We start from the raw sequence: 12,662 nt of genomic DNA, 5'->3' as shown, positions 1-12,662 counted from the left end.
CGGATCACTCCCCGACGAGAAAAAGTCGACGGGCATCGGTGACGAGCCGATGCCCGCCGTTTTTTTCGAGGATTTCGAGCGCCCCGCGAGCGGCCAGAGACATCGCCCGCCCTTCCACGATTTCGCCGTCGCCCAGGGCGATGCGCACGTTCCGCCCCCAGAACGGCCGGGCGGCTTCGACATAGGCCGCTCTCAACGCCTCCCCCCCCGAACGGGCAAGGTCCATCTGATCGGCCCAGGAACGGACGAACGCTCCGAGAACGGTCCAGCGGTCGGCGGCGCGGGCCGATTCCCCGCACTCGTCGAGAGCCGCCGGTCTCATCCGCGTTCCGGGCTCGTCGTCATCAAGCCTTCCCGGGTCGCGCAGGTTGATGCCGATGCCGATCACAAGATGCAGACCGTCCTCCCTGAGGGTCGATTCGACGAGAATTCCGCCAAGTTTTCCGTCGTCGAGACAGATGTCATTCGGCCATTTCAGCCAGATCCGGTCTTCAGCCTCCGCGAAGGGGAGGAGGGCGGATCGGACGGAAAGTCCCGTTCTGATCGGAATTTCCCATGCCGTATCGACGTCCGGCCAGATCCACGTGAAGGAAAACAGCAGCCCCGCGCCGGGAGCGGCCGTCCACGTTCTTCCGCGCTGCCCGCGGCCCGCGGTCTGGTGCCCGGCAACCAGAAGGCGCATATCGCCGGCGACGTTGAGATCCCCGTTCGTCGAGCCGGTAGACTCGACCCATTCGAGACGATGGCCCCTCCATGCGGGAATCCGATCCATGCAGACGCGAAGCTGGCGCACTCCCCCCGGGGCACCGTCGGCGCGCGCTCCACTCACTCGAACCCTCCCGCCATGGCCCGGCGGAATCGACACCGGTCAGGGCCGTCGAATCCCTTGGGCGAAGCCCGCTTCGGACATTTTCTGAAACAGGCCGAAGTCCGTCATCTCGGCACGGATGGGAGTGACGGAAACGTATCCCTCGCGCACGGCGACGATGTCGCATTCCGGGCTCTGATCGAGGATCTCGGGATCGCCGCACAGCCAGTAGTATGGCTTGCCGTTCGGATCTTTGCGGCACTCGAACGACTCGCGATATCGCACGTGCCCCATTCGCGTGACGCGGACCCCTTTTACGTCGCGTTCGGGAAGCGCCGGCATATTTATATTATACATGATATTTTTTTCAGGCCCGTGTTCCATGACGTATTTCAGGCATGCAGCAGCCCATTTGGCGGCGCAGGTGAAGTCGCTGGCGGGGTCGTAGCTGGCCAGGGAAAAGGCGAACGCGGGGAAACCGGCGAACGCGCCTTCCATCGCCGCGGCAGCGGTTCCGGAGTAGAACACGTCGACGCTCAGGTTGGCCCCCTTGTTGATGCCGGACACGACGACGTCCGGGGGTTCCCTGAGGAGCTGGCCGATCGCGAGTTTCACGCAGTCCGACGGCGTTCCGCTGATGGCCCATGCGTCGTGTACCGGCACCGGGAAATGCACCGATGTCGCGCGCAAGGGGTGTTCGAGCGTGAGCGAGTGGCTGCAGGCGCTTCGCTCGCGGTTGGGGGCGGCGACGCTGACGCGGCCCAGCGGGAGAAGTGCCTCGGCGAGGGCAACGATCCCCTTCGCCATGATTCCATCGTCGTTGCTGATCAGGATGCGCATGATACGTTGCTCCGCTCTTGGTCTGCGTTCACATTCAGTTGCCCGTCGAGAGGGTTCATGATATGATGGCCGGAATCGAATTGCAAGGGTCGTCCATGCTCAAGGGTCTTGCCATTTCACCGGGGTACGCGCTTGGCCGCGCGCACTGCCTGCAACATCTTCAGCTCGACAACGTTCCCGCGACGCCCGTTGCGGCAGACGGAATCGAGGCTGAGGTTGCGCGTTTCCAGAACGCTCTGCGGCAGTCCCGTCTCGAAATTTCCCAGCTTCTCGAACTTCCGCAGATCAAGAGCAGTCTCGAGATCGCCAACATTTTCCAGGCGCATCAAACGCTGATCGACGACCCCGACCTCAGCAAGGAGGTCGTCAAGCGGATCCGGGACCGCAGGCTCTGTCTCGAGTCGGTGCTGTCGGCTGTCATCAAGGACTACAGCGAGTTCTTCCGCAAACTGCCCGACCCCCAGTTTCAGGGCAAGGCGATCGACATCATGGATATCGGCCGCCGCATTCTTCGCAACTGCCAGGCAAACTCCCCGATCTCGACGCAGTTTCAGTCGCAGGACGGGATCATCATCATCGCCGAAGACCTCACCCCCTCGGACATCGTCGGCTTCGATCCCAAAATCATCCGAGGCATCGCGATGTCGGAGGGCACGGCGACGTCGCACGCCTCGATTCTGGCGCGTTCGCTCGGCATTCCCGCGCTGATCCAGGTCAAGCACCTGCTGTGCGAGGTCAAGCCCGGCTCGTTCCTCATCGTGGACGGCAACTCGGGAAGCCTCGTCGTCGACCCGCCGGCGAACGTCGTCGAGGAGTATCAGCAGGCATTCATACAGTTCGAGCAGCAGAAACGCTCAATGCAGGACATCCTCACACAGCCCGCGACGACCCGCGACGGCACCCGGCTGCGCCTGTATGCGAACATCGGCCAGTCGCAGGACGTCGATGCCGTCCTGGCCAACCAGGCCGACGGCATCGGGCTGTACCGCACCGAATTCACGTATCTCATCCGTCGCCGGTTCCCTACCGAGGAGGAGCTGCTGGACATCTACTGGTCGGTCGTGGAGCGACTCGGTAACGCCGACGTCGTCATCCGCACCATCGATCTCGGCGGCGACAAGATTCCCTACCTCGTCGGCCAGTCGATCGAGAAAAACCCCGAACTGGGCTGGCGCGCCGTCCGAATGGCCCTCGACCTGACCGACATGTTCAAAACCCAGCTTCGGGCGATTCTTCGCACCTGCGCCAGGAGCGGGCGCGGGAACGTCCGCGTCCTGTTCCCGATGATCTCAAACCTGAGCGAACTGCGCAGGGCCAAGGCGCTCCTGCAGGAAACCGCCGCGGAGCTGAAGCAGGACGGCGTCCCGGTTCCCGAGAAGATTCCCGTGGGAACGATGATCGAAGTGCCCTCCGCTGCCCTCATGGCGGGGCGCCTGGTGCGAGAGGTCGATTTTCTCTCGATCGGAAGCAACGATCTGATCCAGTACACCCTCGCCGTCGACCGTACCAACTCGAAGGTCGCCCACCTGTACCAACCGGCGAACCCGGCAGTGCTGCGGCTGATACACGAAGTCGTCGAGGCGGGCGCCGCCGCGGGAAAAGACGTGAGTCTCTGCGGCGAACTCGCCGGCGACAGCAGGTATACGACTCTGCTGCTTGGGCTAGGGCTTCGCGTTTTCTCGATGAACGCCGTTTTCATCCCCCGCGTCAAGCAAATCGTCAGGTCGGTCTCGCTGCCGGAGCTTCGATCACGCGTTCTGCCGTTGCTCGATCTCGACACGGCCGACGAAATCGAGGAAGGGATCGCCACCATCAACGCCGAGCTGGGAATCCTGTGAACATTCCCGCCGGGCGCATCTCGATCGTCTGCCTCTTCCTTCTGTTTCTCTGTCTCTCGACGTCCTGCATGGCGCGCCCAGGCTCCCCTGAAAACGGTGCGATTTCAGCAACCACGGAGGCACCTATGCACGGGCAACCCCAGGAACTTCCCTTCGTTCAAGCCACTCTCGCCGGCCGCCCCGTCCGCCTGATGCTGGCGAAAACGGCGCAACAGCAGATGTACGGACTGATGTTCCGGACCACGCTGGGCGCCGACGAAGGCATGCTCTTCTGCTACGATGCGCCCCGTCGGATGTCGTTCTGGATGAAAAACACCATCCTGCCTCTCGACCTGATTTTCTTCGACGCCGACCTGCGCATCGCCGAGTTCATCAAAGGGATGAAACCCGGCATCGGCATCGGCGACGCACTTCTGCCGCGGTATACATCGGCAGGCCTCGTCCAGTATGGGCTTGAAATGGCATCGGGAACCGTCGATGCTTGGAGTCTGCGCCCTGGCGACAGGCTCGAGATTCCCCTGCCGCTTCTCGGCACGGAATAGCTGATGCTGCCGCAGGTCCTCCAGACGCTCCTCCGGGCGACCGGCCTGGTCGTCGCCGTCACGCTCGCCATTTCCCCGTGGATCATCGCCGTCGACGTCAACGACCCCTTTCTCAATCAGTCCTGGCTCATGTTCGGTCTGGCAAGCGTCTGTCTCGCCGTTCTCGCCGCCGTCAGGATACGGTTCCAGCCGCGACGGCCCCAGTTTCCGCTTCTCTCGGCGGGCATCGTCGCCTGGATCGCGATTGCGGCAGCCGCCCTGCACTCGTCGTATCTCGTCGCCCTGAGAATCAGCCTGCTCTGGGGGGGCCTGCTCCTGATCCTGTTCGCGCTCCGGGCAATGCTCCGCGATCGGGACGCCGTCCCCCTGCTCATGCTCGTATCGGCCTCGGGGCTTCTGATGGCCGTCTACGCGCTGTTCCAGGCGTTCGGATACGACGTTCTCACCTGGCCGGGATCGCTCTACCGGGTCGTCGGCACCCTTTCGAACCCGCAGTATCTCAGCGCCTACCTGTTGTCCACCAGCCTGGTGACGATCGGCCTCTGCCTCGACCCAGCCCTCTGGTCACCTGCCGGACGGTTTGCCCTGTTCGTTTCGGCGATCGTCCAGGCCGCGGGCATGTATGCCACGCAGATGGTCGCCTGCCGGCTCAGCCTCGTCTTCGGCCTTATCCTCTATCTCACCACCTTCTGGGAAACCCGTCCGGGGAAGCTGCTTCGCACAACGCCGCTCCTCGCCGGCTCGATCACCACGATTATTTTGATAACAATATATGGCACCGTATCAATAGGCGTCTCGTCCTATCCGTGGCACAGTCTGTCGAGCGCCTCGAGCGCGAACATCCCGGCGATCACCCGCCTGTTCGAGTGGAGCATGGGGTTCAAGGTGTTTGCCCGCCAACCGCTGACGGGCATTGGACCGGGAGCGGCCGCGTATCAGTTGTCCTCGTTCCGGCCCCAGTTGGGCACCGTACTCGGCCTGTCCCGCTACAACGACGACCCGCACGCCTGGCCGGTCCATCTTCTGGCCGAAACGGGGCTGGGCGGTCTGTTCGCCGCCTGTTCCCTTCTCGCCGCGATTTTCGGCGTTCATGCGCGTCGACGCCAGGCGCCGCCCCCCGAAGACGACGACGGAACCGTCTCGCCAGCTGCTCATCCGGCCAACCCGGCTCCGGCGAACGTCTCTCCGCCCGTCCGGCCCTCCTCGACGACGGGAATGAAGCATTCGATCGCCCGCGCCGCCATCGTTCCGGCCGCCGCTCTTTTATACTATGGTCTTTTTAACAATGCGCTCTCGGTCACGCCCCTGCTGACTCAGCTGGTTCTGCTCGTCGGCCTACACCAGGCCCTCTGCCTCCGCAATGTCCGGTGGCGGCGGGGATTTTCCTTCACCGCGATCGCCTGGTTCCTCCTCCTTCCGGTGTTCGCCGTCAGCGCCTGGGTATGCCAGTCGTCGCACCACGTCGTCGAGAGCCACATGTTTTCGGGGCTCCGTCTGCTCGAAGCGGAGAAACCGGACGCCGCCGAACGGGCGTTCGCGGCCGCCTTGCAGCAGAATCCGCAGCATCTGCAGGCCCTCTGGGGACTGGCTCTCTCCTGCGAACGCCAAGGCCGGACGCAGCGAACCATGGAAACGCTCGCACGTCTGGATTCCCTTAGCCCGAACGCGTTTTCCGCGAAATACGAGATTGCGCGCCTCGCCCTGGAAAACCGGCTTCTGCTCGAAGCCCATCGCGCCGCCCTGCAGAACCTGAACGGCAATCATAACCCGCTCAGCTACGAACTCCTCGGCAGAATTCTCCTTCTCGAGGGCAGACGAACCGAGGCGGCCCGAATTTTCGAGGAGGGCCTGCGGCTCGTTCCCCCCTGGCAACAAGAGGAAATCGACGCGGCAGCCCGCATCCGGCTCCACCTCGCCGAATTTCACACCGAGAACGGCGACTGGAAGGATGCCGAGCCTCTTCTTGCCAATCTTCCCCAGAACCTCGCCTCGTCCCCGGCCGTCCAGTATATGCGCGGACTTGCAGCCTATAAGGCCGGGAACGCGACCGCCGCCCTTGCCCTGTTCGAGCAGGCCGTCGCGGCGGATACGGCCAGCGAGCCCAAGTATCTGAACGCCGCCGGGTTCCTGCTCGCCGAGACGAACGGCGATCTCGACCGGGCACAGCAGATGCTCGAGGACGCCTACCGGATCTACCGGTCCAAGCAGCCTCCCCTGCTAAGCGAGATTCTCCAGGTGACGCACAGTCTCGGCATCGTCGCCTGGAAGAAGGGCCAGATGAAGCGCGCCGGCGAACTTCTCCAGATCGTCGCCGAGCAATCACCCGCTGAATGGGGCCCTCTGACCGAAGAGAGGCAGGCCGACCTGCGCAGGTTCATCGCGGGGGGCCCACCCGACCGCAACGCTCCGATGCCCGCATCGGCAACGGCGGTCCCCGCGACCGGAACCGTGACGGCATCCGAGACGGTCATCGCGTCCGGAACGCCCAACGCATCGGACACCCGATGAGCGCTCTTCCCGCCCCCTTTTCCTGGCCATCCCTGGCGCTTTCCGGCGTCCTGTTGGTCCTGCTCCTGATCAGCCTGCTGCGCTGGCGCTACTGGTATCACGCTGCCGACTCCCTGCGGCATGCTCTGCACCAGCCGTATCACGGTATCGCCCTGATCGACCCCGAAGGGGGGGTCCTCTTCTGGAACCGCTGGATGGCGGAGTTGACGGGGATTTCCGAGCGCCAGGCGCTCCATCGGCTTCTGACGGACCTGCCGGCCTTCCCACCGGATCATCCGATCGTCCGCATGCTGTTCGGCGTCATGCCGCATCCGACGGACCGGCCGCTGATTTTCCGCACGCAGATCCAGCGGGTCGGGGCGACCGGCACGACCCCCGTGATCATCAACCTGAGCCGGTTCGCCGCTTCCTCGCCGGGGGGGTTCCTGATCATGCTCTCGGTCACGGACGTCACAGAGGCGGAAGACCTGCGCCACCGCCTTCAGAGCGCGGTTGAAAACGCCGAATCGAGCGTGCGGCGCATGGCCGAGCTGGATCGACTCAAATCGGAGTTTCTCGCCATCTGCGGCCACGAGCTCAAAACCCCACTCGTCTCGATCACCGGGTATCTCGACCTGATGGCGTCGGAGCGGCTCGGCCCCCTGACGGATAAACAGACCAACGCCGTGACGATCTCCCTCAAGAACGCTTCGCGATTGAACGAATTGCTTTCCCAGCTCCTCGATTTCGCCCGCATGGAAGCCGGAACCATGCGATTCGACTTCATCCCACAGCGCATCGGCACCGTCCTCGAAGAGATGATCCAGGTGGTCATGCCGATGGCGAGCGCCAAGCAGATCACCATCGTCCAGGAGATCCAGGCGGAACTGCCGCGCGCCCTCTTCGACGCCGGCCTGATTCATCGCGTCATCCTGAACCTTCTGGACAACGCGGTGAAGTTCACGCCTCAGGGCGGCACCATCACGGTGAAGGCCACCGCCGACGAGCGGTATGTGACGGTCGAGATCGTCGACACCGGCATCGGGATCGACGGAAGGCATATCGAGCGCGTGAAAGAACCGTTTTTCCAGACCGACACCTCCGACACCCGCCGAACGGGGGGCATGGGCCTCGGCCTGGCGATCGTCGAGAAGATCCTTCACGGGCACGGTTCCCGGCTCGAGTTGTCGAGCGAGGACCGCCACGGCACCACGGCGCGATTCAGTCTCAGGATCGCTCAGAAGAAATCCTCGGCGAAGCTCTCCGCGATTTCCAATCCGCAGGAGTAGACGGGAGAAAGGCCCGCTCAGAAAGCCGGCGGATCGCGGTCCGGTTCGTTCGCCGGAAGGTCGGCGTCGTCGTGTTCGTCTGTATGCTCCGATGCGTCGCCCGGTCGGACGAGTTCGAGCTCCTTCAGCTTGAGATACAGGTTCTTTCGGTGCATCTGCGCCAGGCGGGCGGCCTGCGAGACGTTTCCCCTGGCCTTCGCGAGAAGATTTTCGAAAAAGCGTTTCTCGAAGCTCCTGAGGATGATCTCCTTGGCCTCCTTGTAGGGCATGGCGAGAATACTATCATTTATATAACTGTCGTTATCTAGCTTCGCGCGCATCGGCACGAGGGTCGAGTTGTTTTGGAACATGCTCTCGTCTTCGAGGATGATGACACGTTCGACCAGGTTCTGGAGTTCCCGGACGTTGCCCGGCCAGGCATACTGGACCAGGCGGGCCATGAACGCATCCGAGAACGTCATCGGCTTCTTGTTGAACTTTTTCAGGATGCGGGCGGCGAAGTGCTGAACCAGCATCGTGATATCGCTGCGGCGTTCCCGCAGCGGGGGAAGATGGATGTTCACGACGTTGAGGCGGTAGAAGAGATCCTCGCGGAAGTGATTCTCCCGGATCGCCTTGGTGAGGTCGCGATTCGTGGCGGCCAGCACCCGCACGTTCACCTTGATGACGCTCTGTCCGCCGAGGCGCTCGAACTCCTGCTCCTGGAGGATGCGAAGGATCTTCGTCTGGGTCGTCAGCGACATGTCGCCGATTTCGTCGAGGAAAATCGTGCCGTTGTCGGCCAGTTCGAATTTGCCGATGCGGCGGGCGACGGCGCCGCTGAACGCGCCGCGCTCGTAGCCGAACAATTCGCTTTCGATGAGGGTTTCGGGCAGAGCGGCGCAGTTCACGCGGATGAACGGCCCGTCCCTGCGCGAACTGAGCGAGTGAATCGCGTCGGCGACGAGTTCCTTGCCCGTTCCGGACTCGCCGGTGATGAGGACGGTGACGTCGTTTGGCGCGACGCGCTCGATGAGATCGTAGACGCGCTGCATGCTCTCGTGGGCGCCGATGATCGTGGCAAGGCCCTCGCGCTCATGGAGCCTCTGACGCAGGATCAGGTTTTCCCGGCGGAGACGACACCGTTCGAGCGCCCTGCGGACCGTGAGCTTGAGCTCGTCGTTCGCGAATGGCTTGGCCAGGTAGTCGTAGGCGCCGCGCTTCATCGCGTCGACGGCGAGCGCCTCGGAGCCGTAGGCGGTGATGAGGATCACGAGGGCTTCGGCATCGCGCTTTTTGACGGCGTCGAGCAGTTCGAGCCCAGAGGCGCCCGGCATGTTCATGTCGGAGATGATGAGGTCGAACGACTCGCCGGCGATGCGGTCGAGGGCCTCGGCGACGGAACGGGCCGCCGCGATCGTGTATCCCTCGGGCTTGAGGACCGCCTCCAGGGTATACCGGACCGACTCCTCGTCGTCGACGACGAGAATGGCGGGCTGGCGCGGCCAAGCCTGTTTGGAATCGCGAGGTTCGCTCATGCCGGCAGCACCGCGTCAGGAGAGGGCTTCGAGGTCACGGGCAGTTCGATGCGCACACATGTTCCCCTGCCGGGTTCGGAATCGACGGAGATGCTCCCCTGGTGGAGGTCCACGATTTTCTTCGTGATCGCAAGGCCGAGGCCCGTTCCGTTGGGGCGCGTCGTGAAAAAGGGATCGAAGATGCGCTTCGCGCACTCGGGGGGGATTCCGGCGCCTTCGTCCCGAAGTTCGATGACGATTTCATCGGCCTGGGGAAGGACATTCACCGTGAGGGTTCCTCCGTGTTCCATAGACTGGATCGCATTGAGCATGACGTTCAACAGGGCCTGCTTGATCTTCTCACGGTCGATTGTAGCATAAATCGGCGTCTCAGGCCAGTTCCGAACGATATTCGCGCCGCATCTTCCCGCCTCATGCCGCACGAGCAGGAGGAGTTCCTCGACGACCTCTTTCAGATCCGCCTCGCGCAGATTCGCCTTTTCCGGCTTGGAGAAGTGCAGGAGTTGTTCGACGACCTTGTTCAGGCGATGGACTTCGCCGAGCACGACTTTGACGTGATTCAGCGAATCCCCGCTGACTTCCTCGCCAATGATCTCAACCAGGCTTCTCACGGCAACGAGCGGGTTGCGTATTTCGTGAGCGACGGAGGCCGCCAGCTTTCCGAGAACAGCCCACTTCTCGATGTCGAACGCCCTACGCTCGAGGGCCTTCATCTCGGTAACGTCGTCAAGAACCAGCACGCGCCCGATGATCGCATCCCCGGCAACCAGGGGGTTCACCCTGACCTGGAGTTCGCACTCCTCGCCCCCCGGCCGCCGGAGGGTGATCTGGCTCCAGGGCGCGCTTCCATAGCCCGATTCGGCAGCTCCCCCTCCCCTGCCGCCGGGGATCGGTTCCCCGAGCACATGGCTCAGCGCGGCTGAGAACTCGGGATCGCCGGCCCTGTCGACCACCTCGCTCCAGGGAGCATTCACGGGTTCGCCCGACTTCAATCCGAGAATCCGCATGAAGCTGGCGTTGACGGTGACGAGCGTGCCGCTTCCGTCGAGGGTCGCGACGCCGGAATCGACGCTGTTCAGGACGTTTCTGACGTATTCCTTCATCTCGAGAACGTCCATGTACAGCTGGGCGTTCTCGATCAACGTGCCGCCGAGCGGCGCCAGCGTTTCGAGAAACCGCCTGACTCCTTCCGAATACGCTCGGTTCCCGTGTTTTGCGAGGAACAGCACGCCCTGGATCTGCCGCCCGGTCACGAGAGGAACCACCAGCAGGGTGTGGCGGGCCGTCATGCACTCGACCGGTTCGCTCTTCGCGAGGCAGGTTTTCAGGCTGTTCTCGTATTCTTCGCGAAGGATGCGTGGAAACGACGGGGTTTCGACCTGCATCTCCAGGTGCCCCGCCGGACCCCGCCTCAGCAGCAGCTGGCCGTAGGAGGAAAACGACAGGGTGACGGCCCGCTCCAGGAACCCCTTGAGCACGTCGTTGAGATCGAGAGAAAACCCCATGTCCTTGGCGAGGGAGTAAATTTCCCACAGTTCCTGCACCTTCTCGTCGAGGGCGCGCGTCCGCTCGAGGTTTTCGCGGATTTTGTCCTGGAGGGACGAGGCCATCATGTTGAACGTCTCGCCGACCATCGTCAACTCGTTGCCGCCGATGACGTGGAGCCGCTGGCCGAAATCGCCCTCTCTGATCGCATGGAGACCCTCGACGACCTGGTATATCGGTCGCAATACGATCTGCGCGATGAACACGGCGAGGATCAGGCCGAGACAGACGTTGACCCCGAGCGTCAGGAACACCTGAAACGCGGCCTCTCCCGTGTTTCTCGCCCCGAAGTCCGGCACGCCGAGGCCGATGGCCCCAATGGGGGCGCCGCCGGAAGATATCGGAAGATATATTTCTCTCGCCGTCACGCCGGCGACGCCTTCCTGAATGAGGCCGTCACGCAGGCTTTTGACCGGCGGGAAGCCGCGGTCGGAAATTCTCTCCTTGTCGCCCCATCTGCGCCACCAGTTCTGATCGTAGATCGTTACGAGGATGTTCTTCATGTTCTCCTCGCGGGCGGCCGCGATGGCTTCCAGGCGCGAGGCGTCGCCCTCGGCAAGGAACTGAAACGCCGGCTCCTGCAGGATCTTTCCGAGGAACAAGGCGTTCCCCGTGGCATCGCCGAGATACGTCAGATTCTCACGGGAGATGGTCGTGATCGCAAAAAAGCAGTTGGTGAACAGGATGATTCCCGCGACGTAGAAAATGAGGGCGCTCTGAAGCCGCCGCGGCGGGAACCAGTTCATGGACGGAATGCGAGATTCACAGGGGGACCCAGAAGGAAACGACGGTTCCCTCGCCCGGGTTCGAAACGATGTCGAAGTCGCCGCCGGCGAGCAGGATGCGCTCTTCCATGCTCAGGAGGCCGAGTTTCTTGAGCGACGCGTAATTTTTTCGGATCGCCTTGGCGTCGAAGCCCTTGCCGTCGTCCTTCACGACCCCGCTCAGCCTGTTGAGAGACGGATTGAAGCTCAGGAACGCATGGATCGACTTGGCCGAGGCGTGACGATGAGCGTTGTTGACCGCCTCCTGAATGACCCGAAAGATCGCCAGCTCGGTATCAGGAGCGAGCGGAGCCCTCTCCCCTTCGATGTCGATGAAGACGTTGATGCCCGACCGCCCCTTGAAGCCGGCCAGGAACTGCTCCAGGGTCGGAATGAGCCCCAGGTCGTCCAGCGCCATGGGTCTCAGGTCAAATATAAAGCGTCTGATATCTTTCAAACTCCGTCCGACGGCATCCTTCAGATCGAGAAGTTCCTTCTGAAGAATCTCGCGGTCGGCGAGATGCTCGAGACAGAAGTTGATGCGCATCGTCAGGCTCGCGAGGCTCTGTGCAGGCCCGTCGTGAATCTCGCGAGAGATCCGGCGGCGTTCCTCCTCCTGGGCTCGGACGACGCCGATCGTCGGCGGGGCCACGCCGTCGCTCTTTTGGGTGTCGAGAAATTTTCCCACCTGTTTGAGAAGCGTGTCCAGCCTTGTCTGGAGCCACTCCGTGCGTTCCTTGAACATCGCCTGCAGCTTCAGTCGGTATCCCACCGAGGAGATCATCTGAGTGTCGCTGCTCCCGAGAATGGCGCCCAGATGGGCGAGACAAGTGTCGCGGTCAGCCCCTGAGAGGCCGGAGCCGCGTTCGCGGATGATGAGCGCGACTTCCTCGAGACGCTGCCGCCGCTCTTTTTCCCCGGTCAGGGACAGAATCCAGTTGTCGACCAACTCGGCGATTTCACCGAGACCGCTCTTGATCGCGATCATTTCCTTGGAGAGCGTATTCTTCACGGTATCAGACACGGCAGGAG

At 62.8% G+C, this 12,662-nt stretch carries 9 protein-coding genes; 4 read left to right on the top strand and 5 right to left on the bottom strand.

The genetic code is table 11. The features are described from left to right. Positions 1 to 4: 4 nt before the first annotated feature. Together PLU72_15670 and surE are read right to left on the bottom strand one after the other, a co-directional pair. The gene (locus tag PLU72_15670; GenBank protein HOT29613.1) at positions 5 to 829 is read right to left on the bottom strand and encodes a biotin--[acetyl-CoA-carboxylase] ligase; all 825 of its coding nucleotides are present in this window, start codon (positions 827 to 829) and stop codon (positions 5 to 7) included. A 39-nt stretch (positions 830 to 868) separates the two neighbouring features. Further along, entirely contained in the window at positions 869 to 1,648 is a 780-nt protein-coding gene (gene surE / locus PLU72_15665; GenBank protein HOT29612.1) for a 5'/3'-nucleotidase SurE, read from the bottom strand. A gap of 62 nt (positions 1,649 to 1,710) precedes the next feature. On the opposite strand from surE, the gene ptsP reads away from it, so the two are divergent. The 4 genes from ptsP (at position 1,711) to PLU72_15645 (ending at position 7,804) form a co-directional block, all read left to right on the top strand. Then, on the top strand, positions 1,711 to 3,486 hold the full coding sequence (gene ptsP / locus PLU72_15660) for a phosphoenolpyruvate--protein phosphotransferase (GenBank protein HOT29611.1): 1,776 nt from the start codon (positions 1,711 to 1,713) through the stop codon (positions 3,484 to 3,486). A 125-nt stretch (positions 3,487 to 3,611) separates the two neighbouring features. After that, positions 3,612 to 4,028, top strand: coding sequence for a DUF192 domain-containing protein (locus PLU72_15655; protein ID HOT29610.1), 417 nt, complete (start codon positions 3,612 to 3,614; stop codon positions 4,026 to 4,028). Positions 4,029 to 4,031: 3 nt separating this feature from the next. Next, positions 4,032 to 6,536 carry a tetratricopeptide repeat protein gene (locus PLU72_15650; GenBank protein ID HOT29609.1) on the top strand — a complete coding sequence of 835 codons (2,505 nt, stop codon included), beginning with the start codon at positions 4,032 to 4,034 and terminating at the stop codon, positions 6,534 to 6,536. Continuing rightward, positions 6,533 to 7,804 carry a PAS domain-containing sensor histidine kinase gene (locus tag PLU72_15645; protein HOT29608.1) on the top strand — a complete coding sequence of 424 codons (1,272 nt, stop codon included), beginning with the start codon at positions 6,533 to 6,535 and terminating at the stop codon, positions 7,802 to 7,804. The genes PLU72_15650 and PLU72_15645 overlap by 4 nt, the downstream gene beginning before the upstream one ends. A gap of 17 nt (positions 7,805 to 7,821) precedes the next feature. Here PLU72_15645 and PLU72_15640 read toward each other — a convergent pair whose 3' ends face one another. From PLU72_15640 to PLU72_15630, 3 genes are read right to left on the bottom strand one after another with little or no spacing between them, the layout of a single operon-like run. Beyond that, positions 7,822 to 9,321: a sigma-54 dependent transcriptional regulator gene (locus PLU72_15640; GenBank protein HOT29607.1), complete on the bottom strand. Its 1,500-nt coding sequence runs from the start codon at positions 9,319 to 9,321 to the stop codon at positions 7,822 to 7,824. Further along, positions 9,318 to 11,612 (bottom strand): ATP-binding protein, encoded by a 2,295-nt coding sequence (locus PLU72_15635; protein HOT29606.1) that lies wholly within the window; start codon positions 11,610 to 11,612, stop codon positions 9,318 to 9,320. Before PLU72_15635 ends, PLU72_15640 begins: the two co-directional genes overlap by 4 nt. Positions 11,613 to 11,628: 16 nt before the next feature. Beyond that, entirely contained in the window at positions 11,629 to 12,654 is a 1,026-nt protein-coding gene (locus tag PLU72_15630) for a sensor histidine kinase (GenBank protein HOT29605.1), read from the bottom strand. Positions 12,655 to 12,662: the final 8 nt, after the last annotated feature.

It is taken from the genome of Candidatus Ozemobacteraceae bacterium, assembly GCA_035373905.1.
Classification (GTDB): Bacteria; Muiribacteriota; Ozemobacteria; order Ozemobacterales; family Ozemobacteraceae; genus MWAR01.
This window is presented reverse-complemented; position numbering and strand designations above follow the sequence as displayed.

Bases quoted from the DNA above. Each gene is read 5' to 3' on its own strand.
- surE (HOT29612.1), bottom strand. From the start codon at position 1,648: ATGCGCATCCTGATCAGCAACGACGATGGAATCATGGCGAAGGGGATC.
- ptsP (HOT29611.1), top strand. From the start codon at position 1,711: ATGATGGCCGGAATCGAATTGCAAGGGTCGTCCATGCTCAAGGGTCTT.
- PLU72_15655 (HOT29610.1), top strand. From the start codon at position 3,612: ATGCACGGGCAACCCCAGGAACTTCCCTTCGTTCAAGCCACTCTCGCC.
- PLU72_15650 (HOT29609.1), top strand. From the start codon at position 4,032: ATGCTGCCGCAGGTCCTCCAGACGCTCCTCCGGGCGACCGGCCTGGTC.
- PLU72_15645 (HOT29608.1), top strand. From the start codon at position 6,533: ATGAGCGCTCTTCCCGCCCCCTTTTCCTGGCCATCCCTGGCGCTTTCC.
- PLU72_15640 (HOT29607.1), bottom strand. From the start codon at position 9,321: ATGAGCGAACCTCGCGATTCCAAACAGGCTTGGCCGCGCCAGCCCGCC.
- PLU72_15635 (HOT29606.1), bottom strand. From the start codon at position 11,612: ATGAACTGGTTCCCGCCGCGGCGGCTTCAGAGCGCCCTCATTTTCTAC.